This window comes from Roseomonas alba (assembly GCF_019430885.1).
Taxonomy (GTDB): Bacteria; Pseudomonadota; Alphaproteobacteria; order Acetobacterales; family Acetobacteraceae; genus Neoroseomonas; species Neoroseomonas alba.
Genome location: NZ_JAHYBZ010000007.1, coordinates 298904 through 321478 on the forward strand (window position 1 = coordinate 298904; position 22575 = coordinate 321478).

Genomic DNA, 22575 nt, shown 5'->3' on the forward strand with positions numbered 1-22575 from the left:
AGAGACTCGCCCCTTGCGGAGCGCCGGTCGGCTCCCGACAATGGCGGGATGGCCGCCCCACTCCCCCTGCCTGAAACCGCCGATCCGACCTTCGCCGAGCTCCTGGCGCTGCGCCCGCATCTCAGCCTCCACGCCATGGACGGGCTGATGATGGAGGAGGTGCCGCTGGCGCGGATCGCGAAAGAGATCGGAACCCCCGCCTGGGTCTATTCCGCCGGTGCCCTGCGGCATCGCGCGCGCAGCCTCAAGGCCGCGCTTGCCCATGCCGGTCTGACCGCGACCGTCCACTTCGCCATGAAGTGCAACGACAACCTCGCCGTGCTGAAGGTGCTGGGGGCCGAGGGCCTGGGCGCCGACGTGGTCAGCGGCGGGGAGCTGCACATCGCCCGCGCCGCCGGCATCCCGGCCTCGGCCATCGTCTTCTCGGGCGTGGGCAAGACACTCGGCGAGCTGCGCCAGGCGCTGGCCGAGGACATCTTCCAGATCAACGCCGAAAGCGCGGAGGAGATCGACATGATCTCCGCCGTCGCGGCGGAGATGGGCCGCACCGCCCGCGTCGCGCTGCGCGTGAACCCGGACGTGGACGCCAAGACCCACGCCAAGATCACCACGGGCAAGAGCGAGAACAAGTTCGGCGTCGCCCTGTCCGATGCCGCGGACATCTATGCCCGCATGGCCGCGCTGCCGGGCATCGCCCCGGTCGGCATCGCCACGCATATCGGCAGCCAGATCACCGCCGGCATGTCCGCCTATCGCGCCGCCTATGCCCGCCTTGCCGAACTCGCCAAGGCGCTGCGCGCGGACGGTCTGCCGGTGGAGCGCATCGATTGCGGCGGTGGCCTCGGCATTTCCTATCGCGACGAACCGGCGCCCTCGCCCGAGGCCCTGGCCGGCGCCATCCGCGCCTCGCTGGGCGAGCTCGACCTCCCGGTGATGCTGGAACCGGGCCGCTGGATCGCAGGGCCGGCGGGCGTGCTGCTCGCCTCGGTGGTGTTGCAGAAGCAGGGGGCGGCGCATCGCTTCGTGGTGGTTGACGCCGCCATGAACGACCTGGTGCGGCCGTCCATGTACGAGGCCTGGCACGGCATCGTGCCGCTCTCCTCGGTGCGCGCCACGGCGCCGCTTGCGGAATCCGAGGTGGTGGGGCCGGTCTGCGAGACCGGCGACACCTTCGCCCGCGGGCGGCTGCTGCCGTCGCTCCAGCCCGGGGATGCCATCGCCTTCCTCGATGCCGGGGCCTATGGCGCGGTGATGTCGTCCACCTACAACGCACGGCCGCTGGCGCCGGAAGTGCTGGTGGACGGGACGAACTTCGCGGTGGTGCGGGGACGGCAGCCGCTCGACGCGCTGCTGCACGGGCAGAACGTGCCGGAGTGGCTGACCACGTGACGGCGGCGGGGGCATTGGAGAGGGCTTCGCCCCCTCCAAACCTCCCCCACCAAAGGCCGAGAGGCCTTTGGAAACCTCGACTTGGCGCTTCGCACGAGAGTCGTTGCGCCCCCCCATCGCCCGTGCCCTGCACAAGAGCGGATTTCGGCGCTGATCCTGACCGTGGCGCCCGGTACCGGGTATCGGTTTCCAAAGGCCCTGTGGCCTTTGGTGGGGTGGCTTGGAGGGGCAAAGCCCCTCCAACCTTCCGGGACAGTGCAGCATGAGTCTCCTCACCCGTCGCACCCGCCTGGCGCGCCTGGTCCTGTGGTGGGAATCCGCTTGGCCGGCCCTCTGGCCGCCGCTTGGCGTGATCGGCGTCTTCCTCGTCGTCGCCGTCTCCGGCCTGCCGCTGCTGCTGCCGACGGTGCTGCACGTCCTGCTGCTGGTTGCCTTCGCCGGCGTGCTCGGCTGGGCTGGTTGGCGCGCGGCGCGGATGCTGGCGCTGCCGGGCATCGCCGCGGCCGAGCGCCGGCTTGAGCGCGATTCCGGCCTCAGCCATCGTCCCATTGCCACGCTGGGCGATCGGCCGACCGATGACGACCCGGTCGCGCTCGCGTTGTGGGAGGCGCATCGCCGCCGCGCGGCCGAGCGCTTGGCGAAGCTGCGGCTGTCGCGGCCGCGTCCGGGGCTGGCGAAGCAGGATCCGCGCGCGCTGCGGGGCGGGCTGGTCGTGGCGCTCGTTGCGGCCCTCGTCATGGCCGGGCCGGAAGCGCCCGAGCGCATCCGCCGCGCGCTGCTGCCGCATCTCGGCGGAGCGGCGCTGCCCACCACCCCCGCCGTGCGGTTGGAAGCCTGGGTAACGCCGCCGGCCTACACCGGGGCGGCGCCGATCTTCCTCGATGCCGCGGGCGGTGCCGTCAGCGTGCCAGCGGGCAGCCGGCTGCAGGTCGCGGTGTCCGGCGGGACGGGTGGCGTGCCGGATCTCGTGCTGGACGGGGCGGCGACGCCGTTCCGGGCGCTCGACCGGACCTCCTTCACTGCGGAAACGTTGCTCAACACCGGCGCGCGGCTGGCGGTGCGGCGGGATGGGACGGAATTGGTGCAATGGTCGCTGACGGTGCGCGCCGACGCGCCGCCCTCCGTGGCTTGGGACCAGCCGCCGGCGCGGGCGCAGCGCGGCCTCGCCATCCGCCTGCCCTGGCGGGCGGAGGATGATTGGGGCCTCTCCGGGCTGCGCGTGGAGTTGCGGCTGAAGCTGCGGCCGGACGCGGAGCCGGTCGTGCTGGACCTGCCGCTGCCGGGCGGCAGCCCGCGCACGGCGCGGGGCGCCAGCCAGCCCGATCTGTCCGCCCATCCCTGGGCCGGGCTGGAGGTCGAGGCGCGGCTCGTCGCCCGCGACCACGCCGGGCAGGAAGGCAGCAGCGAGGGCGCCTTCCTGGAGTTGCCGGAACGCAGCTTCACCCATCCCGTCTCCCAGCAGCTTGTTGCCCTGCGCAAGGCGCTGTCCGTCGATCCTTCGGGACGCGAGCCGGCTCGGCGCGAACTCGACCGCATCGCCGCCGCACCCGAGGCCTTCGAGGATGACACGGGCACCTTCCTCGCGCTGCGCAGCGCGCGGCATCGCCTGTTGCGCGACCGCCGGCCCGCCGCGATCACCGAAGTGCAGGAGACGCTGTGGGACGTCGCCGTGGCGCTTGAGGAGGGCCGGACCGACCGCACCGCCCGCGCGCTGGCCCAGGCACGGGAAGCGCTGCGGGAGGCGCTCGAGGAAGCCCGCCGCAACCCGGAGAACCGCACGGACGAACAGCGCGCCGAGGTCGAACGCCGCATCCAGGACCTGCGCGAGGCGATCCGCCGCCATCTCGAAGCCCTGGCCGAGCGCCTGCAGCGCGAAAATGCCGAGGCCATCCCCTATGACCCTCAGCAGCGGCTGATGGATCAGCGGGAACTCGACCGCCGCACCCAGCGGATGCGCGACGCCGCCCGGCAGGACCGCCCCGAGGACGCCCAGCGCGAGCTGGCCGAGCTGGAGGAGATGCTCCGTGCGCTGGAGGAAGGCCGCAACATGCGCGCCGAGGACCGCCAGCGGCAGCAGCAGCGACAGCGCGGCCAGCAGCAAATGGGCGCGATCCAGGACATGGTGCAGCGCCAGGCCCAGATGCTGGACCGCGGCCAGCTCCGCGCCGATGAGACCGAACGCGAACGCGCCCAGCAACGGCGCCAGCAGCAATCCTTCACCTGGCCGCCGCGCCCGCAGCCCCCCCAGCCCAATGCACAGGACCAGCAGCGCCAGCAGCAGGCGGAGGGGCAGCAGGATGCCCGCACCCAGCGCGCCCTGCGGCGGGCGCTCGGTGAGCTGATGCAGCAGTTCGGCGACCTGACCGGCGATGTGCCGCCGCAACTTGGCGAGGCCGACCGCGCCATGCGCGATTCCGCTGAGGCGCTCACCGAGGGCCGTGACAGCCGCGACGCCCAACAGCGCGCCATCCGCGCCCTGACCGAGGGTGGCCGTCAGATGGCACGGCAGATGCAACGCCAGTTCGGCCAGTCCCAGCCCGGCGAGGGCGAGGAGGAGGACGGCGAAGGCGACGGAATGGCCAATGGCCAACAGGGCGGCGAGGGCCAGGACCAGGCGCAGCAGCAGGGGCCGGGCCGGGACCCGCTTGGGCGGCGGTCGCGGGAACAGGTCGGGGGGCAGGACAATGCGTCCGACACGCATGTGCCGGACGAGGCAGAACTGCTAAAGACGCGCCGGATCCAGGAGGAGCTGCGGAGGCGTGGCGCCGAGCGCGAAAGGCCCCCGGCGGAGCTGGACTACATCGACCGGCTGTTGCGACAGTTCTGATGCGCTGACGGCCGTCCATCAGAGGCCCGGGAAGCGGCTCCTCCGGGTGCGGCGCTGGTGACCTCGGAAGGGGCACTGCCCCTCTCCGATGCCCACAGCATGCACCCAGGGCCGGCCTGCCCAGACCCTCGCCAACGTCGTCACTTGCGCTTCCGCGCCGCCTCGCCCGTCGCGTGCCCCGCCTTTTCCATCGCCTCCAACCGCGCCGGAAGGTTCTCGAGGATCGCCTCGCGATACTCCCGTGCGCGCTTCCATGCCTTGCGTTCGGGCTTTGTCATGCCGCAGCCGCGGCACCAGCCGGTGTCGTCGTCGTAGTCGCAGACCTTGATGCAGGGGCGTTCCATGGCCCCGCAGATGGGCGTTGCCCTGACGCGGGGGAAGCGCCATTCACAGCGCCATGGAGATTTCCGAGACCATTCCGCGTGCGGCGCTGGTCACCGGCGGCGCGAAGCGGCTTGGCCAGGCGATGGCGCTGGCCCTCGCGCGGGCCGGCTTCGACCTCGCCATCCACTACGCCGACAGCCCGGCGGAGGCGGAGGACACCGTCGCGACCATCCGCGCGCTCGGCCGCCGCGCGGTCGCGCTGCGCGCGGAACTCGGGCGCGAGGAGGACGTCGCCGCGCTGCTGCCGGCGGCGACCGAGGCGCTCGGTCCGATCGGCGCGCTGGTGAACAACGCCTCGCGCTTCGAGCGCGACGAATGGCACGACGCGACGCGCGAGTCCTGGGATCGCCACATCGAACCGAATCTCCGTGCGCCCTTCGTGCTCGCGCAGGCCTTCGCACGCGCCCTGCCGAAAGGCCGCGAGGGCGTCATCGTCAACATGCTCGACCAGCGCGTCTGGTCGCTGACGCCGCATTTCGTGTCCTACACGGTCTCCAAGACGGGGCTGTGGACGCTGACACAGACGCTGGCGCTGGCCCTCGCGCCGCGCATCCGCGTGAACGCGATCGGGCCCGGGCCGGCCCTGCCGAGTCCACGCCAGTCGCAGGATCAGTTCGACCGCCAGGCGCGCTCCGTGCCGCTGCGCCATGGCACTTCGCCCGAGGAGGTGGCGCACGCCCTCATCGCAATTCTCTCCTTGCCGTCCATGACGGGGCAGATGATCGCCCTCGATGGCGGACAGCACATGCAATGGTCACCAGCCCAGGGCGGGGAGCCCGAGGAATGAGCATCGGTCCCGACGCAGCCGCCGGCGTGCGTCACGTTTTCGTACGCGGCCTGACGGTGCAGGCGCATCTTGGCGTTCATCCCCACGAGAAGACGCAATCACAACGTGTAGTCATTGGCATAGATCTGGCGGTGCGGGATCCGCATGCGCCATCAGGCGTCGGGCCGGACGAGTTGTCCCGCGTCGTTGATTACGGCGCGGTCGCGGAGACCGCGCGGCGCATCGCCTGCGCCGGGCACGTACGACTCGCCGAGACCCTCGCGGAACGCATTGCGACAGCCTTGCTCGATGATGTTCGCGTTCTGCGTGTGCGCGTGCAGATCGAGAAGCCCGACGTGTTGACGGATGTCATGAGTGTTGGCGTTGTCGTTGAAAGGACGCGATTTTGAAATGTGGCCACGGCAAATTTTGTCCACTGCCTGCCGGCGCCGCGCCGCATGGGGGGCACGTCAAGCAAAGAATCCGACTTGACGCTGGGTCTTTCCGCAGCCGTGAAATTTTTTCTTTAAAAATCAATCTCTTGAATTTCATCGACGCGGCCGCCCATTTCCGCGGCAGGCCGATGAAACCCTTTTGTAACCACGCTCGGCACGCGTTCCCCAGCCTTTCGCCCACAGAGTTGTCCACAGCTTTGGTGGACAATTCCCAGGGGGGTGGCGCTTCCATGGGCGTCACATGACCGACGCCCCGGATTCAACCGCACCGCGTGAGGACGGCCTCACCATCATCGAGGCCGCGCTGCCCACCCTGCCACTCGCGCCTGGCGTGTATCGGATGCTCGATGCCAAGGGCGATGCGCTCTATGTCGGCAAGGCTCGCTCGTTGCGCCGGCGCGTCACATCCTACACCCAGGTGTCGCGCCTGTCGGAACGACTTCGGCGCATGGTGTTCGAGACCCGCAGCCTCGAAATCGTGACGACGGCGAGCGAAGCGGAAGCGCTGCTGCTCGAAGCGAATCTCATCAAGCGGCTGCGACCACGCTTCAACATCGTTCTGCGCGACGACAAATCCTACCCTTGGTTGCTCATCACCGACGATCATCCCTACCCGCAGATCGCCAAGCATCGCGGCGAACGGCGCAAGGGTGCGTCCTATTACGGCCCCTTCGCCTCGGCCTGGGCGGTGAACCAGACCATCACGGCGCTGCAGCGCGTCTTCCTGCTGCGATCCTGCCGCGACACGGTGTTCGACAGCCGCACGCGCCCCTGCCTGTTGTTCCAGATCAAGCGCTGTTCGGCGCCCTGCGTCGCGCGGATCTCGCACGACGACTATGCCGCGCTGGTGCGCGAGGCGAAGGAGTTCCTCTCGGGCGGCACGCCCTCCATCCAGAAGCGCCTCGCCGCCGAGATGGAGGAGGCCGCCGCGCATCTCGAATTCGAACGCGCCGCCGCGCTGCGCGACCGCATCCGCGGCCTGACACATGTGCAGGGCACCGACCGCGTGAACCTCGACGGCATGGGCGATGCCGATGTGGTGGCGCTGCACCAGGCGGCCGGCCAGACCTGTGTGCAAGTCTTCTTCTTCCGCGGCGGTCGTAACAACGGCAATCGTCCCTATTTCCTGACTCACGGAAAACAGGACCAGTCGCCGGAGGAGGTGATGGGCACCTTCCTCACCCAGCTCTACGACGACCTGCCGCCGCCGCCCCTCGTGCTGGTCAGCCACGAGCCGCCCGAGGCTTCGCTGATCGGCGAGGCGCTGTCCCTGAAGGCTGGCCGCAAGGTCGAACTGCACCGCCCCCAGCGCGGCGACAAGAAGGCCGCGGTCGACCACGCCGCGACCAATGCGCGCGAGGCGTTGGAACGCCGTCTCGCCGAAGGCACCGCCCAGGCGCAGTTGCTCGACGGCGTAGCGAACCTGTTTGCCCTGCCCGCCCCGCCCGAGCGCATCGAGATCTACGACAACAGCCACATCCAGGGGGCGAACCCCTATGGCGTCATGGTGGTGGCCGGGCCGACCGGCTTCATGAAGCAGGCCTATCGCAAATTCTCGATCAAGACCGCGCCGGGCAATGATGACTTCGCCATGATGCGGGAGGTCTTCGAGCGCCGCTTCGGCCGCGCCCTGCGCGAGGACCCGTCGCGCGACTCGGGCAACTGGCCCGACTTGGTGCTGATCGACGGTGGCGCCGGCCAGCTTTCCGCCGCGCGCGAGGTGCTGGCCGAACTCGGTGTCGAGGACCTGCCTCTCGTCGCCGTCGCCAAGGGTCCGGACCGTGACGCGGGTCGCGAATGGTTCCACATGGCAGGGCGGGAGCCGATCCAGCTCCCGCCGCGCGACCCGGTCCTCTACTATTTGCAGCGCCTGCGCGACGAGGCGCATCGCTTCGCCATCACCACCCACCGCGCCGGCCGCTCCAAGGCGCTGACCACCTCGGAACTCGACGAGATTCCGGGCGTCGGCACCGCCATCAAGCGCCGGTTGCTCAACCATTTCGGGTCCGCCAGGGGGGTGCGCAATGCGGCACTCGACGACCTCACAGCCGCGCCCGGCATCGGCCCCGCCGTCGCCCGGCGCATCCACGAGCATTTCCATCCCGGTGCCACGGTGGCCCCGCGCGACGGGACCGGCTAAGCAGTCCATCACGCCATGCCGACCGACCTGCCCAACCTGCTGACGATCTCCCGCATCGCGGCCATCCCTGTGCTGGTCGTCTTCGCGGCGCTCGGGACGCGCTGGGGGGACCTCGCTTCCTGCCTGGTCTTCTCGGCGGCCGGCATCACCGACTATTTCGACGGCAAGATCGCGCGCGACCGCGGCGTCACCTCCTCCTTCGGCCGCATGCTCGACCCGATCGCCGACAAGCTGCTGGTCGGCGCGGCGCTGATGCTGCTGGTCGGCATGGACCGGCTTTCGCACCCCGCGCTGTATCCCGCCATCGTCATCATGCTGCGGGAGATCATGGTCTCCGGCCTGCGTGAGTACCTCGCGGAACTGCGCGTCGGCCTGCCGGTGACGCGGCTGGCGAAGTGGAAGACCGGCTTCCAGATGGGCGCGCTCGGCACGCTGCTCGCCGGCGATACAGGCGCCTCGGTGATCGGCCTCGGCGCGCTGCCGATTTCCATGATCGGCGAGCTCGGCCTCTGGGTCGCCGCCGTGCTCACCCTCGCAACGGGGTGGGACTATCTGCAGGCCGGCCTGCGCCATGCCGGCGAGGCGGATGCGCGCCCCGAATCTTCCGCCGTCGACGAGACAGTGGCCCGCCCTTGAGCACGACCTCTCCCAGGCGCATCTTCACCCCATGATCGCGGAGCGAAGCACGATGCGGCGTACATATACCGGCACCGTCCTCCTGGCCGCCGCCCTGCTGGCCGGCTGCGGACCGGACTGGCAGCCCTCGTGGAACATGTCCAGCAATCCGGCGGTGGAAGGCGACAGCCTGACCGTGATGCGCGTAACGGGCCAGGATGCCCAGTTCACCCCGCTGCAATCCGAACACCTGCCCGAACTGCGACAGGCGGTGACGGCGGCTTTGAACCGGGCACCGGAAAGCCCGACGGCAGCCATGGAAGGCATTCCCGAATACCGCCCCGTGCCGCGGCCCGACCTGGATGCCGTGACGCGCCGGCGCCCCGGCTCCTCCACCCCGCCGGATGCCATCGCGGTGCCGGACCGGGCGCCGACGCCCGCACCCGCGCGTGCCGTCCCGCCGGTCCTGCCGCCGGCCACGCAGCGCGTGGAAGGCACCCAGGTGCAGATCCCCGGGCAGCCCCCCGGCACCGTCACTGGCGGCACCGACCGGGTGCAGACCTTCAGCCAGCCCGGCAGTGCGGCCGGCGGCGTCGCGGTGCGCGATGGCGGCACCACCACCGTCATCCAGCCGGGCGGCCGCGTGACCACCATCCCGACGCCTCGCTGATCGCCATGCGCGTTCTCTACTTTGCCTGGTTGCGTCAAAAGGTCGGCACCGCCGAGGAGGAGGTCTCGCCGCCCGCGGAGGTGCGCGACGTGGCCGGGCTGATCGCTTGGCTCGCTGTCCGCTCGCCGTCGCATGCCGCCGCCTTCGCCGATCCGCGCCAGGTGCGCGCCGCCGTGAACCAGGATTTCGCCACGCCCGACCATCCCGTCGCCGCGAATGACGAAATCGCCTTCTTCCCCCCGGTTACCGGCGGCTGACATGGCCCGAATCCTCGTGCAGGAAGCGGCCTTCGACATGGCGGCCGAAACCGCGGCCGCGACCGCGGGCCGCGTCGACGTCGGCGGCGTCGCCAGTTTTGTCGGCATCTGCCGCGCGGATGACGGTCTGTCCGCCCTGGTGCTCGAGCACTATCCCGGCATGACCGAACGGGCGATCGCGCGGATCGCGGCCGAGGCGGAATCCCGCTGGCCGCTCACCGCCTGCACCGTGATCCACCGCCATGGCCGCATCCTGCCGGGCGAACCCATCGTGCTGGTGCTGACCGCGTCATCCCACCGAGCGGCCGCCCTCGAAGCCTGCGCCTTCCTGATCGACTGGCTGAAGACCAAGGCGCCGTTCTGGAAGCGCGAGGAATTCGCCTCCGGCACGCATCGCTGGGTGGAAGCCAAGGCCGAGGACGACACCGCGGCCGCCCGCTGGACCGGAGCCGCGTGAAACCAAATCTTCCCCATCTCGATGCCGTGGTGATCCCCTGCCGCGACCTTGCCCGGCAGCGCGCCTTCTATGAACGCATCCTGGAAGGCGCGCAGACCGAAGCGCGCGCGGGATGGACACGCTTCGACCTCGGCCAGGTCAGCATCGCGCTGCGGGCGCGCGGCGACGCGCTGTTCCCACGCGAGGGACTGCCGGGGGTGATGCTCGCCTTCCGACTCGACAGCCGGGACGAGGTGGAACGCTGGCATCGGCGGCTGCTGATGGCACAGGTCGCGGTGCTCGACCCGCCGTCGCGCCTGCCCTCAGGCGAGTTCGCACTGCATGCGGCGGACCCGGAAGGCAACGTGCTGTGCCTGTTCGCGGCCTGAGGTGATGCTGGAAGCGCCTGCCAAGCGCGAGATGCGCCGACGAGGGGCTCGTCGGCGCATCATCGCAGCGGGAGCCTAGGGCATTTCCGGCGAACTTCTGTTCACCTGCAATGCTCTAGGTATTTGTTTTTGCGCGCATCTTCACCTGTCCAGATGAGTTCATCCGGACAGTATCTGCTCTAAATCGCAGGGATCGATCCACTGCGCCGGAAATCAGAGGGGCACCACCCCATGCGCGCGCGTATTGGGGCGATGACAGAACGGGGAAGGGCGCCGCCCTCCCCCGAACCCCCACCCGCCAAAGGCCACAGGGCCTTTGGAAACCAATCCCTGGTATTGGGCGCGGCGTTCATCTCGGGATATCGAAGCGCGCGAGGTGCATGAGCCCGATCATGCTGCCCGGCGTTGCGCTCGACGCGCGCTTTTCATGATGGCCGGACCGTCCGTGCGAGGTCGCAGGTGACGGCTTCCAAAGGCCCCGGGGCCGATGGGTCCCCATTGGCGTGGCACAGCAACGTCTTTGGGATCCCGCGGTAGGGTGAGGTTTGAAGGGGGAACCCTACTCCAGAGTTGGCTCGTGGGTTTCGGCGTCCCCTGCGTCGCCGCACCCGCCACCCTACCGGGCAACGAACACCGTTCGAGAGGGGCCAAGGCCCCTCGCCGCTCCTCCTACGCCGCCCAATCAGGCGCGAACTCCGGATTCACCAGCCGTCGCCCCTTCGGCAGCGCGTCAATCGCGGCGATGTCTTCCGCGTCCAGCGCGATCGACGCCGCCGCGAAATTCTCCTTTTGCCCCTGCTCGCGCGCCGATTTCGGAATGGCGACGACGTCGCGCGCCAGCAGCCAGGCGATGGCGATCTGCACCGGCGTCGCGCCATGCTTCGCGGCGATACGCTGCATCACCGGATCGTCGTTCACCGCCGCCTTGGCCACGGGCGAATAGGCCGTCAGCGCGAGGTCGTTGGCGCGGCACAGCTCGACCAGCTTGGGCTGCCACAGATAGACATGGCACTCGACCTGGAGACAGGCGATCGGCGCGATGCCGAGGTCGAGCGCCCGCTTCAGCAGGGCGGGCGGGAAGTTGCAGACGCCCACATTGCGGGCCAGGCCGTCTTCCTTCGCCTTGGCCAGCGCCACCAGCGCGGCGGGAAGGTCCATGCCCTTCGCCGGCCAGTGGATATGCAGAAGATCCACATAGGGCGTGCCAAGCCGCTTCAGCGAGGCCTCGGCGGAAGCGCGCAGGGCATCGGGCGCAAGTTCGGTCCACCAGACCTTGGTGGTGAGGAAGATGTCGTCCCGCTTCACGCCCGATCCGGCGATGCCAGCGCCGACCGCTTCCTCATTGCCATACATGGCCGCGGTGTCGACGTGGCGGTAGCCGAGGGCGAGGGCGGTCTCCACCGCGCGGGTCGCCTCCGCGCCCTTCATCGGCCAGGTGCCGAGGCCGATGCGCGGGATGCGCAGCTTCGCGGTCTCCAGGATCGGGGTCATGCGATGTCCTAGCGCTTGGAAAGGTCAATCACACCAGCGAAGCCGGCTTCCGTGCCGAAGGCAACCTGCGTGCCGGCACTATCCCAGGCGATGGCGGACACAGCCGAACCGCGCGGCGCGGCGAGCGGCACGATGCGACCCGACGCGACCTCCGCCATCAGCACTAGGCCATCGCCGAAGCCGGCCGCGACGACCTCTTGCGACGGGTGGCAGGCGACGGCGGTGCACAGAACGCCGTCGCCGCCGGCGAGTTCGGTCGGTGCCTTGCCCATCGGACCGCCGCCGAAGAAGGGCCAGAGCACGACGCAATCCGCGCCCGCGGTCGCGAGCCAGCGGCCCTTGGCGGTGAAGCCCATGGACTTGGTCTTGGACGGATAGCCCGCCATGCGCATGTGCTGGCCATCCGCCAGGCGCCAGCCATGCAGCGTGTTCTCCTGCATGCTGGTCACCACATGCGTGCCGTCCGGGCTGATCAGCACGCCGGTATGGCTGCCCTTCCATTCCAGCAGCCGCGGCGTGCCTTCTTTCGATGTTGTGAACCACAGCGAGGCGCCGTTGTAATGGCTCGCGGCGATGCGCTTGCCCTTGGCGTCGAAGGCGATGCCGGTGACGGTGGACGGGTGGGCGAGCGAGCGGAGCGCCGCACCCTTCCCGTCGATCAGATGCACCGCCTTGCCAACCGCCGCGGCGCGCAGGCCGGACTCATGGGCGGCGACATGATCCACCCATTTGCTGCCGTACTTCGCCAGTTCCTGTGTCGTGCCATCGGGCGCGATGCGCATCAGCCGGCCATCGTCGCCGCCGGTGATCGCGCCGTCCTTCGCATCCGCCGCGATGGACAGGCAGGCGCCTTCATGGGCGGCGACGGACTGCCACCCATCGGCCAGCCGCACGGTGCCGTCGCCCAGGGCGAAGATGCAGGACCGGCCCTCGCGGCCAAAGACGACGCCGACGACCCAGGCGCCGAGGTCCTGCGACCGTCCGCGGGATTCGAGAAGGAAATCGGCGTCGGTCGCGCTCATGGCAGGTTCCTCGTCATGCCCTCTGTATGGCCCGTCGCTGCCGCGCTTGCCATGCCCCCTCGTGCCGCCATGCCGACCTGAACCGTGACGCAGCGGGCATCCGGCGTGCGGCCTCGGCCCCGCGCATGAGAGGCCCTCAGGAGAAGCACGCTTCGGGCATCATGCGTCGTCCGCCGTGATCGTCACCGCCTGGCGATAGGCCTCCCGCGCGTCGGTCAACCCGGCATGCACGTCATCTGCGGCAAGCGTCAGGCTTTCCGGCGACAACACGGCGCGAAGCTGGGCCTCGTTCCATTCGCGCGGCCGTCCCCGCTTCGCGAGGGCATGCACCAGGGCGCGGCCTACACGCATCACCGTGAAACGCTCCGCGACGTCCACGGCGGCGGGGGCGATGGGCTCCCCGTCCTCCTCCACGCCGGCCAGCATCCGCGCGAAGGATCCGACCGCCGGATAGGCGAGGTTGACATGGAGCTGATGGCTTTCGGGATAGTAGCAGGCGGCGCGATGCGTGAGACCGACATCCGCGATCTCCGCCGGCTCGCGCAGCAGGAATATCTCCGGGGCCGTCTCGAAGACCGGTTGCGGCGGAGCCTTCGGGTCATCCACCCGCTGCGCCGGAGGCGGTTGGGCGGCGGCCTTCCCGGCGGGGGCAGGTGTCGATTCCGCCGGCGGTGCAGCGGCTTCGGCAAGCGCTGCGGGCACCGCACGCGCGCGCCGCAACCGGGTCACGCCCAGTTCGCGCAGCAACGCCTCCATGGCGAAACGGGCATCGATCACCAGGCTGGCGGAAGGCGAGTTGCTCGCCAGGATGTCCTTGAGCCAATCTGGCTGGTTCTCCGCCGCCATGGCGGCGAAATCGAGCAGCCGCAACGGCCGCTGCAGGTCGCCGCGATAGCGGAGGAATTCGCGATACCCTTCGATCTGGACCGGAAAGCTCGCCGGCAGTTCGATCACCACGGAGACATGGCGCGCCCCGGTGGCGATGCCGAAGCTCGGGGCCTCCCGGCGCCAATGCGCGCCGCGCAGCATGCTGTACATCTCGCCGCGATAGGCCACGGCGGCGAGCCCCTCGGCATTCTCGGGCCCAGAGGCCTGGCTGAGGTTCCGTGCCGGCCGATCGGGGTCGGGCGGATCATAGGCGTAGTGGATCGCGATGCCATTGCGCAGCGTGACGCGCTCATGGTGCCGCAGCGCAACGATGCGCCGCTCAGCGCCGCGCAGCGTGTGGGATCGGGGCGTGCCCGGTCGAACGCCAGGCAACAGGGTCACGTCGATACCGGAAGGAAAGCGGAGAAAGCGACCGGCGATGGACTCGGTCAGCCAGTTGCCTGGGCTGGAGGGATGCCCGTCATAGGGGTCGGCCACCGTGTCCTGGTCGGGGCGATTGCCCAGCAGGACCACCTCGGTCCAGTCCTGACGCGTATCGCGGCCCTCGGCCTGTGCCGCGGCGGTCGCCTCGATGACCTCGGTCGGTCGGCCATCGGGGCCGGGTTGGCGGATGCGCCCGTAGATCCCGTCCCGCTTGCCGAGGATCACCTCATGCACCGTTCCGTCGCGGCAGGAGCGGTAGCGTAGCCCATGCTGGTTCGACGGCAGCGAGGCCACCTTGGCGCCCATGCCGAAATTGGCGTCGAGCCCCGTCTCCTTGTTGATCGAGGCGGCGATGTCGCACATCCGGTAGAGTTCATCCGCCGTCAGTCCGCGGCCTGCGTTCCAGATCGCGAGCTTGCGGCTGCCGGCCAGGGTGAGGGCAGAGAACTCGACGCGCCGCTGCCCCTCGGGCGCGTTTCCGGCGGCCTCCAGGGCGTTCTGCAGCAGTTCCCGGATCATCATGGATTTCGGGCAGCGCTCGATCATGGCGGCGACGAGGAATGCCTCGTCGCCGACCCGCAGCCGCGTGACGGCGCTCATCCCGGTGGCGCCCTGCCCTGCCCCCCCGCCGTCACGCCGGCGGCGGGCTCCAGCGGGCGATCTCGGCCTGGATCTTCGATTCGTCCTCGCCGGCCTGGCACGCCTCGAAGCCGCGGCGCAGCCAGGGGCGGTTCAGGTCGCGGCCGATGAAGACGATCTTCGACTTTCGCGGATCGCCGTCCTTCACCTCGCCGATGAAGTCGCCATCGGCGATCATGTGGACGGCCTGGAAGGCGAAGCGGCGGCTGTCGCCATCGTAGTAGAGGATGCCCTTGGTGCGCAGCAGGTCCTGGCCCTTCGACGCCAGCACCTGGGTGATCCAGGCGTTGAAGCGTTCCGCGTCGATCGGCTTCTCGACCTCGAAGGAGACGCTGTTCACCTCGGAATCATGCTCGTGGTGGTCGTCACCCGACAGGAACTCGGGCTCGCGCTCCAGGATGCGGCTCAGGTTGAAGGCGTCGCGGCCGACCACGCTGTCGATCGGCACGTCGGACTTGGTCGCGCGGCGGATCTCGGCATAGGGGTTGATGGCGCGGATGCGCTTCTCGACCACGTCGGCCTCATCCGGCGTCACCAGGTCCATCTTGTTCAGCACGATGATGTCGGCGAAGGCGATCTGCTCCTGCGCCTCGGTGCTGTCGGACAGCCGCGCCAGCAGGTGCTTCGCATCCACCACGGTGACGATGGCGTCGAGCTTCGTCGCGCGCTTCACGTCGTCATCGACGAAGAAGGTCTGTGCCACCGGCGCGGGGTCGGCGAGGCCCGTGGTCTCGAGGATGATGCCGTCGAACTTGTCGCGCCGCTTCATCAGCCCGCCGAGGATGCGGATCAGGTCCCCGCGCACGGTGCAGCAGATGCAGCCATTGTTCATCTCGAAGACTTCCTCGTCGGCATCGACGACGAGGTCATTGTCCACCCCGAGCTCCCCGAACTCGTTGATCACCACGGCGAACTTCTTGCCGTGATTCTCGGTGAGGATGCGGTTCAGCAGGGTGGTCTTGCCGGCGCCGAGATAGCCGGTCAGCACGGTGACGGGCACCGGCTCCTTGGTGTCGCTCACGGGGATTCTCCCGAAGAAGGTGTATCGCTTGCCGCCCATATGGGGTCGGCGGCCGCCGCGGAGAACCGGTCCTTGCGCAATGCGACCCGGGCGGCGACCACGGCGGAGAGCAGGGGGAAGAGGAAGCGGCGGCCTTCCTCGGCGTTCTCGGCCATGCGGCGGGCCGCGGCGGCGGCGGCGATGGCGCCGATGCGGTCCATCGCCTCGGCCACTGCGGCACCAGCCGCCGCGTAGTCCTCCGCCTTGCCGCCGTCGCGGAACAGCGGGACGAGACGGCCGGAGGGCACCTCCATCGCAGCATCCTCCAGGGCTTCCAGCGCGGCGGGGCCATGGTCCTTGCGCAGGGAGGCGCGGACCTCGGCATCCAGCACGGGCGGCGGGGTGCGCATCTTCCGCGCCTGGGCGAGCGCGGCGGCGAGTTCCTCGGGCGTGAAGGGCCGGACCAGCAGGATGTCGAATCCTGCCTCCATCGCCTCGTCCTCCTCGCCGCGGCGCAGGCCATCGGTGGTGCCGACCAGGGGCAGGTCGGCCTGGGGCGGCAGGCGGTCGCGCAGCCGGCCCGCCGCGTCCGGGCCGTCGAAGCCATCGCCGGTGAAGGCGAGCATCACCGCCTCGACATCCTCGCGCAGCAGGATGTCCTCGGCGGTGTCCCAGTCGGAGACCGGGAACACCATGTGCCCCAGCTCCTCGAGCATGGTCAGCGTCACGACGCGCGAGCTGGCCATGGGATCGACCAGCAGCACCTGCAGCCTGACGGGCGCTTCCGGCTCCGACTCGGACATCGCCGGGCTCAGGCGGCTTCGGCGCGGATCGCGTCGGTGAGGGTATTCACGATGCGGTCCACATGCGGCTTCTCGATGATCAGCGGCGGGGACAGCGCGACGATGTCCCCCGTCACGCGAACCAGCACGCCGGCATCGAAGCAGCGGCGGAACACGTCCATGGCCCGGGCGCCCGGCTTGCCGGGGCGCGAGGACAGCTCGATGCCGCCGATCAGGCCGAAATCCCGGATGTCGATGACGTTCGGCGCGTCCTTCATGCTGTGCATCGCGTCCTGCCAATACGGCTCGATGGCCATGGCGCGGCCGGGCAGGTCCTCGGACTGATGAAGCTGCAGCGTCGCGATGGCCGCCGCCGCCGCCAGCGGATGGCCGGAATAGGTGTAGCCGTGGAAGAACTCGATCCCGCCGGCCACGCCATTGACCACCGTGTCATAGACGCCGTTCTTCACCGCCACCGCGCCCATCGGGACGGCGGCGTTGGTCAGGCCCTTGGCCATGGTCATGATGTCGGGGACGACGCCCAGGCGTTCGGCGCCGAAATTCGTGCCGAGGCGGCCGAAGCCGGTGATGACCTCGTCGAAGATCAGCAGGATGCCGTATTTGTCGCAGATCTCGCGCAGGCGCTGGAGATAGCCGACGGGCGGCACCAGCACGCCGGTCGACCCCGCCACGGGTTCCACCATCACGGCGGCGATGGTCTCCGCGCCATGCAGGGCGACCAGGTTCTCCAGCGTGTCGGCCAGTTCCACGCCATGATGCGGCAGGCCGCGGGAGAAGGCGTTCTTGGCCGGCAGGTGGGTGGACGGCAGATGGTCCACGTAGGGCAGCAGCGCCCCGAACTGCTTGCGGTTGCCGCCGATGCCGCCCACCGACATGCCGCCGAAGCCGACGCCATGATACCCGCGCTCCCGCCCGATCATGCGCACCCGGCCGCTGTCCCCGCGCGCCTTGTGGTAGGCCAGCGCGATCTTCAGCGCGGTATCGGCGCTCTCGGACCCGGAATTGGTGAAGAAGACGCGATCCATGCCTTCCGGCGTCATCTCGGCGATGCGCGCCGCGGCCTCGAAGGCGATGGGGTGGCCGAGCTGGAAGGTCGGCGCGTAGTCCAGGATGGCGGCCTGCTTCTGGATCGCCTCCTTGATCTCGACGCGGCCATGGCCGGCGTTGCAGCACCAGAGGCCCGCCGTGCCGTCCAGGACCTCCTTCCCGTCGGGCGTGTAGTAGGACATGCCCTCGGCCCGCGCGAGCATGCGCGAGGTGTCGCCCTTGAAGTACTTGTTGTCGGAAAACGGCATCCAATAGGCGTCGAGCGAATTGGGGCGGCTGATCTCGTTCATCGGGGTCTCCGGGCGGGCAGGCCGGCAAACAACACCTTGCCGCGTCCGGGGGCAAGCGGCGCGTCCCGGGATCGGTGCGCGGGACTGCGGTAACCTCTTGTATGGTGACGGAAAACACGGCCGGATGCGGCGCGGATCACCTGCGGGGCAATCGGGCAGCCATGACCCATATCGATCTGTTGAGCGTCGTGGTCGTCTTCGCCGCCATGACGGTGGCCGCCGGCGTGCCCGCCCTGTTTCCCCGCCTCGGCATCCCGGGGGTCGTGCTGGAGATCGCCGCCGGCGTGCTGATCGGGCCGCAGATCCTGGGCCTCGTCCACCCCGGGCCTGTCGTGACGGTGCTGTCCACCCTCGGCCTTTGCGTGCTGTTCCTGCTGGCGGGGTTCGAGGTCGATCCGGATGTGCTGAAGGGCCGACCGCTGCGGCTCGCCTGGCGCGGCTGGGCGCTGTCGGCCGTGCTGGCCGGCGCGGCGGGATTCGCCCTGGCCGCGGTCGGGGTCATCGAGGCCCCGCTGCTGACGGGCCTGGCCATGACCACCACGGCTGTCGGCGCGCTGTTGCCCATCCTGCGGGATGCCGGGCGGCTCGGCCCGCCCTACGGCCCGATCGTGCTGGCGACCGGGGCGATCGGGGAGGCCGCGCCGCTGATCGCCCTGTCCCTGATCCTCGCGGGAAGCGCCGGAGCGGCGGGCCAGGCGCTGATCCTGGTCGGCTTCGCGGTGGGCGCCGCCGCCGCCGTGATGGTCGCCGCGCGGACGACCCACGGGCATCTGGCCGCACTCGTGGCGCGGACCATGGACAGTTCCGGGCAGCTCCCACTGCGGCTCGTCATGCTGCTGATGGTGACGCTGATCACGCTGTCCGAGGAATTGCGCATCGACCTCGTCCTCGGTGCCTTCGTCGCGGGCGCCGTGGTGCGCGCCGCCCTGCCCCACCATCAGCATGAGGCGCTGCTCGCGCGACTCGACGGCCTGGGCTACGGCTTCCTGATCCCGCTTTTCTTCATCACCTCGGGCATGCGCCTCGATGTCGTCGCGCTGGTTACCGACCTGCGCGCGCTGGCCATGGTGCCAGTCTTCGCGGGACTGATGCTGCTGGTGCGCGGGCTGCCCATGCTGCTGCTGGCGCGCGAGGACCTGGACCGGCCGGAACGCCAGGCGCTGGCACTGCATGCCGGCACGCAATTGCCGCTGGTCGTCGCCATCGCCGCCATCGCCGTGCAGGGCGGTGCCATGCCGGGCTGGCAGGCGGCGAGCCTGGTCGGCGGCGGGGTGCTGACCATGCTGGTCTATCCCACGCTCGGCCTGCACCGGCTGAAGCGATAGGCGCCGGGGCGCCCCCGTGGCAGTCTCCGCCCGCGCCGGGAGGAGGGCGCGTGCATGGCTCAAGGTCGCCTCGTCATCGGCACCAAGCGGTATTCGTCCTGGTCGCTGCGCGGCTGGCTCGCCGTGCGGCTCGCCGGGCTGGATGTCGAGGAGGTGGTGCTGCCCCTCGCCGGCGGATCTTCGCCCGAGGTCAAGCGGCTGACGCCGTCCGGCACCGTGCCGTATCTGGAACATGACGGGGCGCGGATCTGGGAAAGCCTCGCCATCCTGGAATACTGCGCCGAGATCGCGCCCCGGCTGTGGCCGGCCGACCGCGTGGTGCGGGCGCATGCGCGCTCCGTCGGGTCCGAGATGCATGCCGGCTTCCGCGGGCTGCGCATGGCCATGCCGATGAACATCCTGCGGGAATTCCCCGGCCAGCGCCGGACGCCCGAGGCGCTGGAGGACATCGCGCGGATCGAAGCCCTCTGGGCTGAGGCGCTGGCGGCCCATGGCGGGCCCTTCCTGTTCGGCGCCGGGTTCGGCGCGGCGGATGTCATGTTCGCCCCGGTGGTCTGCCGCTTCCTCACCTGGCAGCCGGACCTGACCGCGACCTCGAAGGCCTATGTCGCTGCGGTACGGGCACATCCGCTGATGGAACGCTGGTATGCGGATGCGGCGGCCGAACCTGCCTCCTGGCTCCTCGACAAATATGAGAACCCTGCATGAACATCGCCGTAGCCCTGGACCATGTCGGGGTCGCCGCGCGCGACCTGGGGCCGCTGACCGCGGCCTATGAACGGCTCGGCTTCTCGCTGTCGCCCATCGCCCAGCAATCCGGGCGGCGGCGGCCGGACCTGCCGGTGGAGCAGTTCGGGTCGGGCAATCGCTGCGCCTTCCTCAAGCACGGCTATATCGAGCTGATCGCGATCCTCGACCCGGCGCTCTACGACAACACGCTCAACAAGTTCCTCGATCGCTATGCCGGGATGCACATCCTCGCCCTGGCCGTGACGGATGCCGAGGCGAACCTGGCGCGGCTCCGCGCCGCGGGGCTGGACATCCCCGGCATCGCCTGGCTGGAACGCCCGGTCGAGGCCGGAGGCCCCATCGCGAAATTCGCCCGCCTGCCCTTCCCCGACCCGCCCGAGGGTCGCGTCCAGCTCATCCAGCACCTGACGCCCGAGCTGGTGTGGAACCCGAAATGGATGGACCACGCCAACAAGGCCGAGGCGCTGGAGGAAGTGATCCTGTCCGCCGCCGAACCGGCCGAGACGGCCGCCCGGCTGTCCCGCCTGACCGGGCTGCCGGTGGAACCCGACCCGGCCGGCGGCTTCCTGCTGCGCTTCCCCGGTGCAGCCGGCGCAGCCGGCCCCTTCGCCCCGGCGATCGAAACCCGCGTGCGCATGCTGCCCGAGGCGGCGCTGCCCGGCGTGCTGCCGGGGGTGACGCCGCCGGCCTCCCCCTTCATGGCGGGGATGGTGATCCGGACCTCGGATGGCGGCGCGGCCGCGCGGAAGGTGCTGGAGGGCATTCCGACGGTCGAGACACCGAGCGGGGTGATGGTACCGCCTGCCTTTGCCGCAGGCGCAGCGGTTGTGTTCGCGTGAAGAAGAAAGAACGGGGGAGGAACACCTCCCCCGAATCCCCCACCGTTATTTCGCTCTTGGAGACTGACAGCGGCGGCCGGTACCAGGTGACCAGAAAAAGGAGGGGGTTCGGGGGAGTTCTCTCCCCCGACCTTCCTGCGCCCTGACCACCTTCGCGAAGGCCGTCGGCGCATCCCTGCGCACCTACTACGCCCCGGGCCGCGCCGCGCTGCTGGACGCGTTCTACCGGCACTTCCTGTCAGCCGGTGACCTCGCCTTCGATGTCGGGACGCATGTCGGCGACCGGACGGCTTGCTTCCGCCGACTGGGGGCACGGGTCGTGGCGGTCGAACCGCAGCCGCGGCTGCTCCGGGCCCTGCGGCTGATCTTCCATCGCGATCCGGGGGTCGCCCTGGTGCCGGCGCTGCTCGGCGCCGCGCCGGGCGAGGCGGTGCTTCGGCTGAACACGGCCAATCCGACCGTCGCCACGGCGTCCGACGCTTTCATCGCAGCGGCGGATGGCGCGGCGGGCTGGGAGGGGCAGCGCTGGGATGCGGAGATCGTCCGGCCGGTCACCACGCTCGACGCGCTGGCTGATCGGTATGGCGTACCGGACTTCGTGAAGATCGACGTGGAGGGCTTCGAGGCCGAGGTGCTGCGCGGCCTGTCACGACCGCCACGCGCGCTGTCCTTCGAGTTCACCACCATCCAGCGGAACATTGCCCTGGCCTGCCTGGAGCGGCTGGCGGCGCTCGGCTACCGGCACTTCAACGCCTGCCTGGGGGAGAGCATGGCCTTCGCCCATCCCGTGCCACAGGGCTTGGACGCCATGGCTCGCTGGATCGCCGAATTGCCGCACGCGGCGAATAGCGGCGATGTCTATGCGGGACGGAATCCCGCAACCCTCGTCTGAGGAAGGGGCCTGACGCCACGATGCAGCGTCAGGCCGATCCCGGAGAGGGACGGTGTCCCTCCCCGGCTCTGCGTCAGCCGCGCGCGGCGTAGCTCACCACCGGACGGGCCTGCAGGCTTTCCTTGGTCGCGCCGGCGAGGGTCCAGCGCGAATCCGTCTCCGCGAAGCGCAATTCGTTCAGCGGCACGGCGACCAGACGCGCGCCGATGCCCAGGAAGCCCCCGACGGAGACGACAGCGACCGGCGCACCGCCGTCGCGCTGCACGATCAGGTCCTCGACCTCGCCGATGGACTGGCCGTCCTCGTTGTAGATGTTGGCCCCGATGATCTTGCTGGCGCGGTTGCTCGGCCGGACCTCCCGCGTCGCGGTCGTCGCGGGCGCGCTGTTCGGCGTCACGGAGCGGGCGGCGTCGCTGACCGCGGTCCCGGCGCGTTCAAGCGCGCGACCCACGGCGGTGCCGGGCGGATTGTTGCCGGTGCCGTCCGGATTGGTCGGCTGGCCCGTCACGCGGTCCACGGTACGACCGACCGCCGTGGACGGCGGGTTACCCGGCGTCCCGTCGGGCCGGGTGGGCTGGCCGGTGGCGCGGTCCACAGTGCGGCCGACGGCGTCGGAAGGCGGGTTGGACGGCGTGCCGTCGCGGGCGGTCTGGGCGAAGGCGAAGCCCGGGGCGACGACCAGGGCGGCGGCCAGCGCGGCGGGCAGCATCCGATTCGTGTTCGGCATGTTGGTCTCTCCTGCTGTGTGATGCCGGCGTCAGGGCCGGTCGCAGGGTGAACGCCACCGCAACGCCGTGGGTTGGCGCACAATGGCGTGACCGGAGGGAACCACAGGCCC

The 22575-nt window shown here is 70.1% G+C and carries 22 protein-coding genes; 14 read left to right on the forward strand and 8 right to left on the reverse strand.

Annotated elements, in window-relative coordinates:
- Positions 1 to 48: 48 nt before the first annotated feature.
- A complete protein-coding gene (gene lysA, locus KPL78_RS20600) occupies positions 49 to 1389 on the forward strand; it encodes a diaminopimelate decarboxylase (protein ID WP_219764874.1) in 1341 nt (446 codons plus the stop codon).
- Positions 1390 to 1651: 262 nt separating this feature from the next.
- Positions 1652 to 4216, forward strand: coding sequence for a TIGR02302 family protein (locus KPL78_RS20605; protein ID WP_219764875.1), 2565 nt, complete (start codon positions 1652 to 1654; stop codon positions 4214 to 4216).
- A 140-nt stretch (positions 4217 to 4356) separates the two neighbouring features.
- Here the strand turns inward: KPL78_RS20605 and KPL78_RS20610 are convergent, their stop codons facing one another.
- Positions 4357 to 4560, reverse strand: a complete 204-nt coding sequence (locus tag KPL78_RS20610) for a DUF1289 domain-containing protein (RefSeq protein ID WP_219764876.1) — start codon at positions 4558 to 4560, stop codon at positions 4357 to 4359.
- Between the two features lie 53 nt (positions 4561 to 4613).
- Here KPL78_RS20610 and KPL78_RS20615 point away from each other — a divergent pair, with 53 nt between their 5' ends.
- The 8 genes from KPL78_RS20615 (at position 4614) to KPL78_RS20650 (ending at position 10328) form a co-directional block, all read left to right on the forward strand.
- Complete coding sequence (locus tag KPL78_RS20615; RefSeq protein WP_219764877.1) at positions 4614 to 5387, forward strand: SDR family oxidoreductase; 774 nt, start codon at positions 4614 to 4616, stop codon at positions 5385 to 5387.
- Positions 5384 to 5776, forward strand: a complete 393-nt coding sequence (locus tag KPL78_RS20620) for a dihydroneopterin aldolase (protein ID WP_219764878.1) — start codon at positions 5384 to 5386, stop codon at positions 5774 to 5776. Before KPL78_RS20615 ends, KPL78_RS20620 begins: the two co-directional genes overlap by 4 nt.
- Before the next feature lie 286 nt (positions 5777 to 6062).
- On the forward strand, positions 6063 to 7961 hold the full coding sequence (gene uvrC, locus KPL78_RS20625) for an excinuclease ABC subunit UvrC (RefSeq protein WP_219764879.1): 1899 nt from the start codon (positions 6063 to 6065) through the stop codon (positions 7959 to 7961).
- A gap of 15 nt (positions 7962 to 7976) precedes the next feature.
- Complete coding sequence (gene pgsA / locus KPL78_RS20630; RefSeq protein WP_219764880.1) at positions 7977 to 8597, forward strand: CDP-diacylglycerol--glycerol-3-phosphate 3-phosphatidyltransferase; 621 nt, start codon at positions 7977 to 7979, stop codon at positions 8595 to 8597.
- A gap of 52 nt (positions 8598 to 8649) precedes the next feature.
- Entirely contained in the window at positions 8650 to 9246 is a 597-nt protein-coding gene (locus KPL78_RS20635) for a hypothetical protein (protein WP_219764881.1), read from the forward strand.
- Positions 9247 to 9251: 5 nt separating this feature from the next.
- A complete protein-coding gene (gene moaD, locus KPL78_RS20640; protein WP_219764882.1) occupies positions 9252 to 9503 on the forward strand; it encodes a molybdopterin converting factor subunit 1 in 252 nt (83 codons plus the stop codon).
- A gap of 1 nt (position 9504) precedes the next feature.
- Positions 9505 to 9960, forward strand: coding sequence for a molybdenum cofactor biosynthesis protein MoaE (locus tag KPL78_RS20645; protein WP_219764883.1), 456 nt, complete (start codon positions 9505 to 9507; stop codon positions 9958 to 9960).
- Positions 9957 to 10328 carry a VOC family protein gene (locus KPL78_RS20650; protein ID WP_219764884.1) on the forward strand — a complete coding sequence of 124 codons (372 nt, stop codon included), beginning with the start codon at positions 9957 to 9959 and terminating at the stop codon, positions 10326 to 10328. The genes KPL78_RS20645 and KPL78_RS20650 overlap by 4 nt, the downstream gene beginning before the upstream one ends.
- A gap of 669 nt (positions 10329 to 10997) precedes the next feature.
- Here the strand turns inward: KPL78_RS20650 and KPL78_RS20655 are convergent.
- From KPL78_RS20655 to aptA, 6 genes are all read right to left on the reverse strand, one after another.
- On the reverse strand, positions 10998 to 11819 hold the full coding sequence (locus KPL78_RS20655) for an aldo/keto reductase (protein ID WP_219764885.1): 822 nt from the start codon (positions 11817 to 11819) through the stop codon (positions 10998 to 11000).
- An 8-nt stretch (positions 11820 to 11827) separates the two neighbouring features.
- A complete protein-coding gene (locus KPL78_RS20660) occupies positions 11828 to 12841 on the reverse strand; it encodes a WD40 repeat domain-containing protein (protein ID WP_219764886.1) in 1014 nt (337 codons plus the stop codon).
- 159 nt (positions 12842 to 13000) lie between these two features.
- Entirely contained in the window at positions 13001 to 14752 is a 1752-nt protein-coding gene (locus KPL78_RS20665; RefSeq protein WP_219764887.1) for an ATP-binding protein, read from the reverse strand.
- Between the two features lie 31 nt (positions 14753 to 14783).
- Entirely contained in the window at positions 14784 to 15812 is a 1029-nt protein-coding gene (locus tag KPL78_RS20670) for a CobW family GTP-binding protein (RefSeq protein WP_369412801.1), read from the reverse strand.
- Complete coding sequence (locus tag KPL78_RS20675) at positions 15809 to 16594, reverse strand: PleD family two-component system response regulator (protein ID WP_219764889.1); 786 nt, start codon at positions 16592 to 16594, stop codon at positions 15809 to 15811. The genes KPL78_RS20670 and KPL78_RS20675 overlap by 4 nt, the downstream gene beginning before the upstream one ends.
- A gap of 8 nt (positions 16595 to 16602) precedes the next feature.
- The gene (gene aptA, locus KPL78_RS20680) at positions 16603 to 17931 is read right to left on the reverse strand and encodes an omega-aminotransferase AptA (protein ID WP_219764890.1); all 1329 of its coding nucleotides are present in this window, start codon (positions 17929 to 17931) and stop codon (positions 16603 to 16605) included.
- Positions 17932 to 18092: 161 nt separating this feature from the next.
- Between aptA and KPL78_RS20685 the strand changes: the two genes are divergently transcribed.
- The 4 genes from KPL78_RS20685 (at position 18093) to KPL78_RS20700 (ending at position 21737) form a co-directional block, all read left to right on the forward strand.
- The gene (locus tag KPL78_RS20685) at positions 18093 to 19256 is read left to right on the forward strand and encodes a cation:proton antiporter (protein ID WP_219764891.1); all 1164 of its coding nucleotides are present in this window, start codon (positions 18093 to 18095) and stop codon (positions 19254 to 19256) included.
- A gap of 54 nt (positions 19257 to 19310) precedes the next feature.
- Positions 19311 to 19964, forward strand: coding sequence for a glutathione S-transferase family protein (locus KPL78_RS20690; RefSeq protein WP_219764892.1), 654 nt, complete (start codon positions 19311 to 19313; stop codon positions 19962 to 19964).
- Complete coding sequence (locus tag KPL78_RS20695) at positions 19961 to 20845, forward strand: VOC family protein (RefSeq protein WP_219764893.1); 885 nt, start codon at positions 19961 to 19963, stop codon at positions 20843 to 20845. Before KPL78_RS20690 ends, KPL78_RS20695 begins: the two co-directional genes overlap by 4 nt.
- A gap of 235 nt (positions 20846 to 21080) precedes the next feature.
- Positions 21081 to 21737: an FkbM family methyltransferase gene (locus KPL78_RS20700; protein ID WP_255569297.1), complete on the forward strand. Its 657-nt coding sequence runs from the start codon at positions 21081 to 21083 to the stop codon at positions 21735 to 21737.
- A gap of 73 nt (positions 21738 to 21810) precedes the next feature.
- Here KPL78_RS20700 and KPL78_RS20705 read toward each other — a convergent pair whose 3' ends face one another.
- Entirely contained in the window at positions 21811 to 22464 is a 654-nt protein-coding gene (locus KPL78_RS20705) for a PRC-barrel domain-containing protein (protein WP_219764894.1), read from the reverse strand.
- Between the last annotated feature and the right edge of the window lie 111 nt (positions 22465 to 22575).

Coding starts and splice junctions, on each gene's coding strand:
- KPL78_RS20610 (WP_219764876.1), bottom strand. CDS start 4,560: ATGGAACGCCCCTGCATCAAGGTCTGCGACTACGACGACGACACCGGC.
- aptA (WP_219764890.1), bottom strand. CDS start 17,931: ATGAACGAGATCAGCCGCCCCAATTCGCTCGACGCCTATTGGATGCCG.
- lysA (WP_219764874.1), top strand. CDS start 49: ATGGCCGCCCCACTCCCCCTGCCTGAAACCGCCGATCCGACCTTCGCC.
- KPL78_RS20620 (WP_219764878.1), top strand. CDS start 5,384: ATGAGCATCGGTCCCGACGCAGCCGCCGGCGTGCGTCACGTTTTCGTA.
- KPL78_RS20655 (WP_219764885.1), bottom strand. CDS start 11,819: ATGACCCCGATCCTGGAGACCGCGAAGCTGCGCATCCCGCGCATCGGC.
- uvrC (WP_219764879.1), top strand. CDS start 6,063: ATGACCGACGCCCCGGATTCAACCGCACCGCGTGAGGACGGCCTCACC.
- KPL78_RS20705 (WP_219764894.1), bottom strand. CDS start 22,464: ATGCCGAACACGAATCGGATGCTGCCCGCCGCGCTGGCCGCCGCCCTG.
- KPL78_RS20690 (WP_219764892.1), top strand. CDS start 19,311: ATGGCTCAAGGTCGCCTCGTCATCGGCACCAAGCGGTATTCGTCCTGG.
- moaD (WP_219764882.1), top strand. CDS start 9,252: ATGCGCGTTCTCTACTTTGCCTGGTTGCGTCAAAAGGTCGGCACCGCC.
- pgsA (WP_219764880.1), top strand. CDS start 7,977: ATGCCGACCGACCTGCCCAACCTGCTGACGATCTCCCGCATCGCGGCC.
- KPL78_RS20605 (WP_219764875.1), top strand. CDS start 1,652: ATGAGTCTCCTCACCCGTCGCACCCGCCTGGCGCGCCTGGTCCTGTGG.
- KPL78_RS20615 (WP_219764877.1), top strand. CDS start 4,614: ATGGAGATTTCCGAGACCATTCCGCGTGCGGCGCTGGTCACCGGCGGC.
- KPL78_RS20695 (WP_219764893.1), top strand. CDS start 19,961: ATGAACATCGCCGTAGCCCTGGACCATGTCGGGGTCGCCGCGCGCGAC.
- KPL78_RS20635 (WP_219764881.1), top strand. CDS start 8,650: ATGCGGCGTACATATACCGGCACCGTCCTCCTGGCCGCCGCCCTGCTG.
- KPL78_RS20675 (WP_219764889.1), bottom strand. CDS start 16,594: ATGTCCGAGTCGGAGCCGGAAGCGCCCGTCAGGCTGCAGGTGCTGCTG.
- KPL78_RS20685 (WP_219764891.1), top strand. CDS start 18,093: ATGACCCATATCGATCTGTTGAGCGTCGTGGTCGTCTTCGCCGCCATG.
- KPL78_RS20660 (WP_219764886.1), bottom strand. CDS start 12,841: ATGAGCGCGACCGACGCCGATTTCCTTCTCGAATCCCGCGGACGGTCG.
- KPL78_RS20645 (WP_219764883.1), top strand. CDS start 9,505: ATGGCCCGAATCCTCGTGCAGGAAGCGGCCTTCGACATGGCGGCCGAA.
- KPL78_RS20665 (WP_219764887.1), bottom strand. CDS start 14,752: ATGAGCGCCGTCACGCGGCTGCGGGTCGGCGACGAGGCATTCCTCGTC.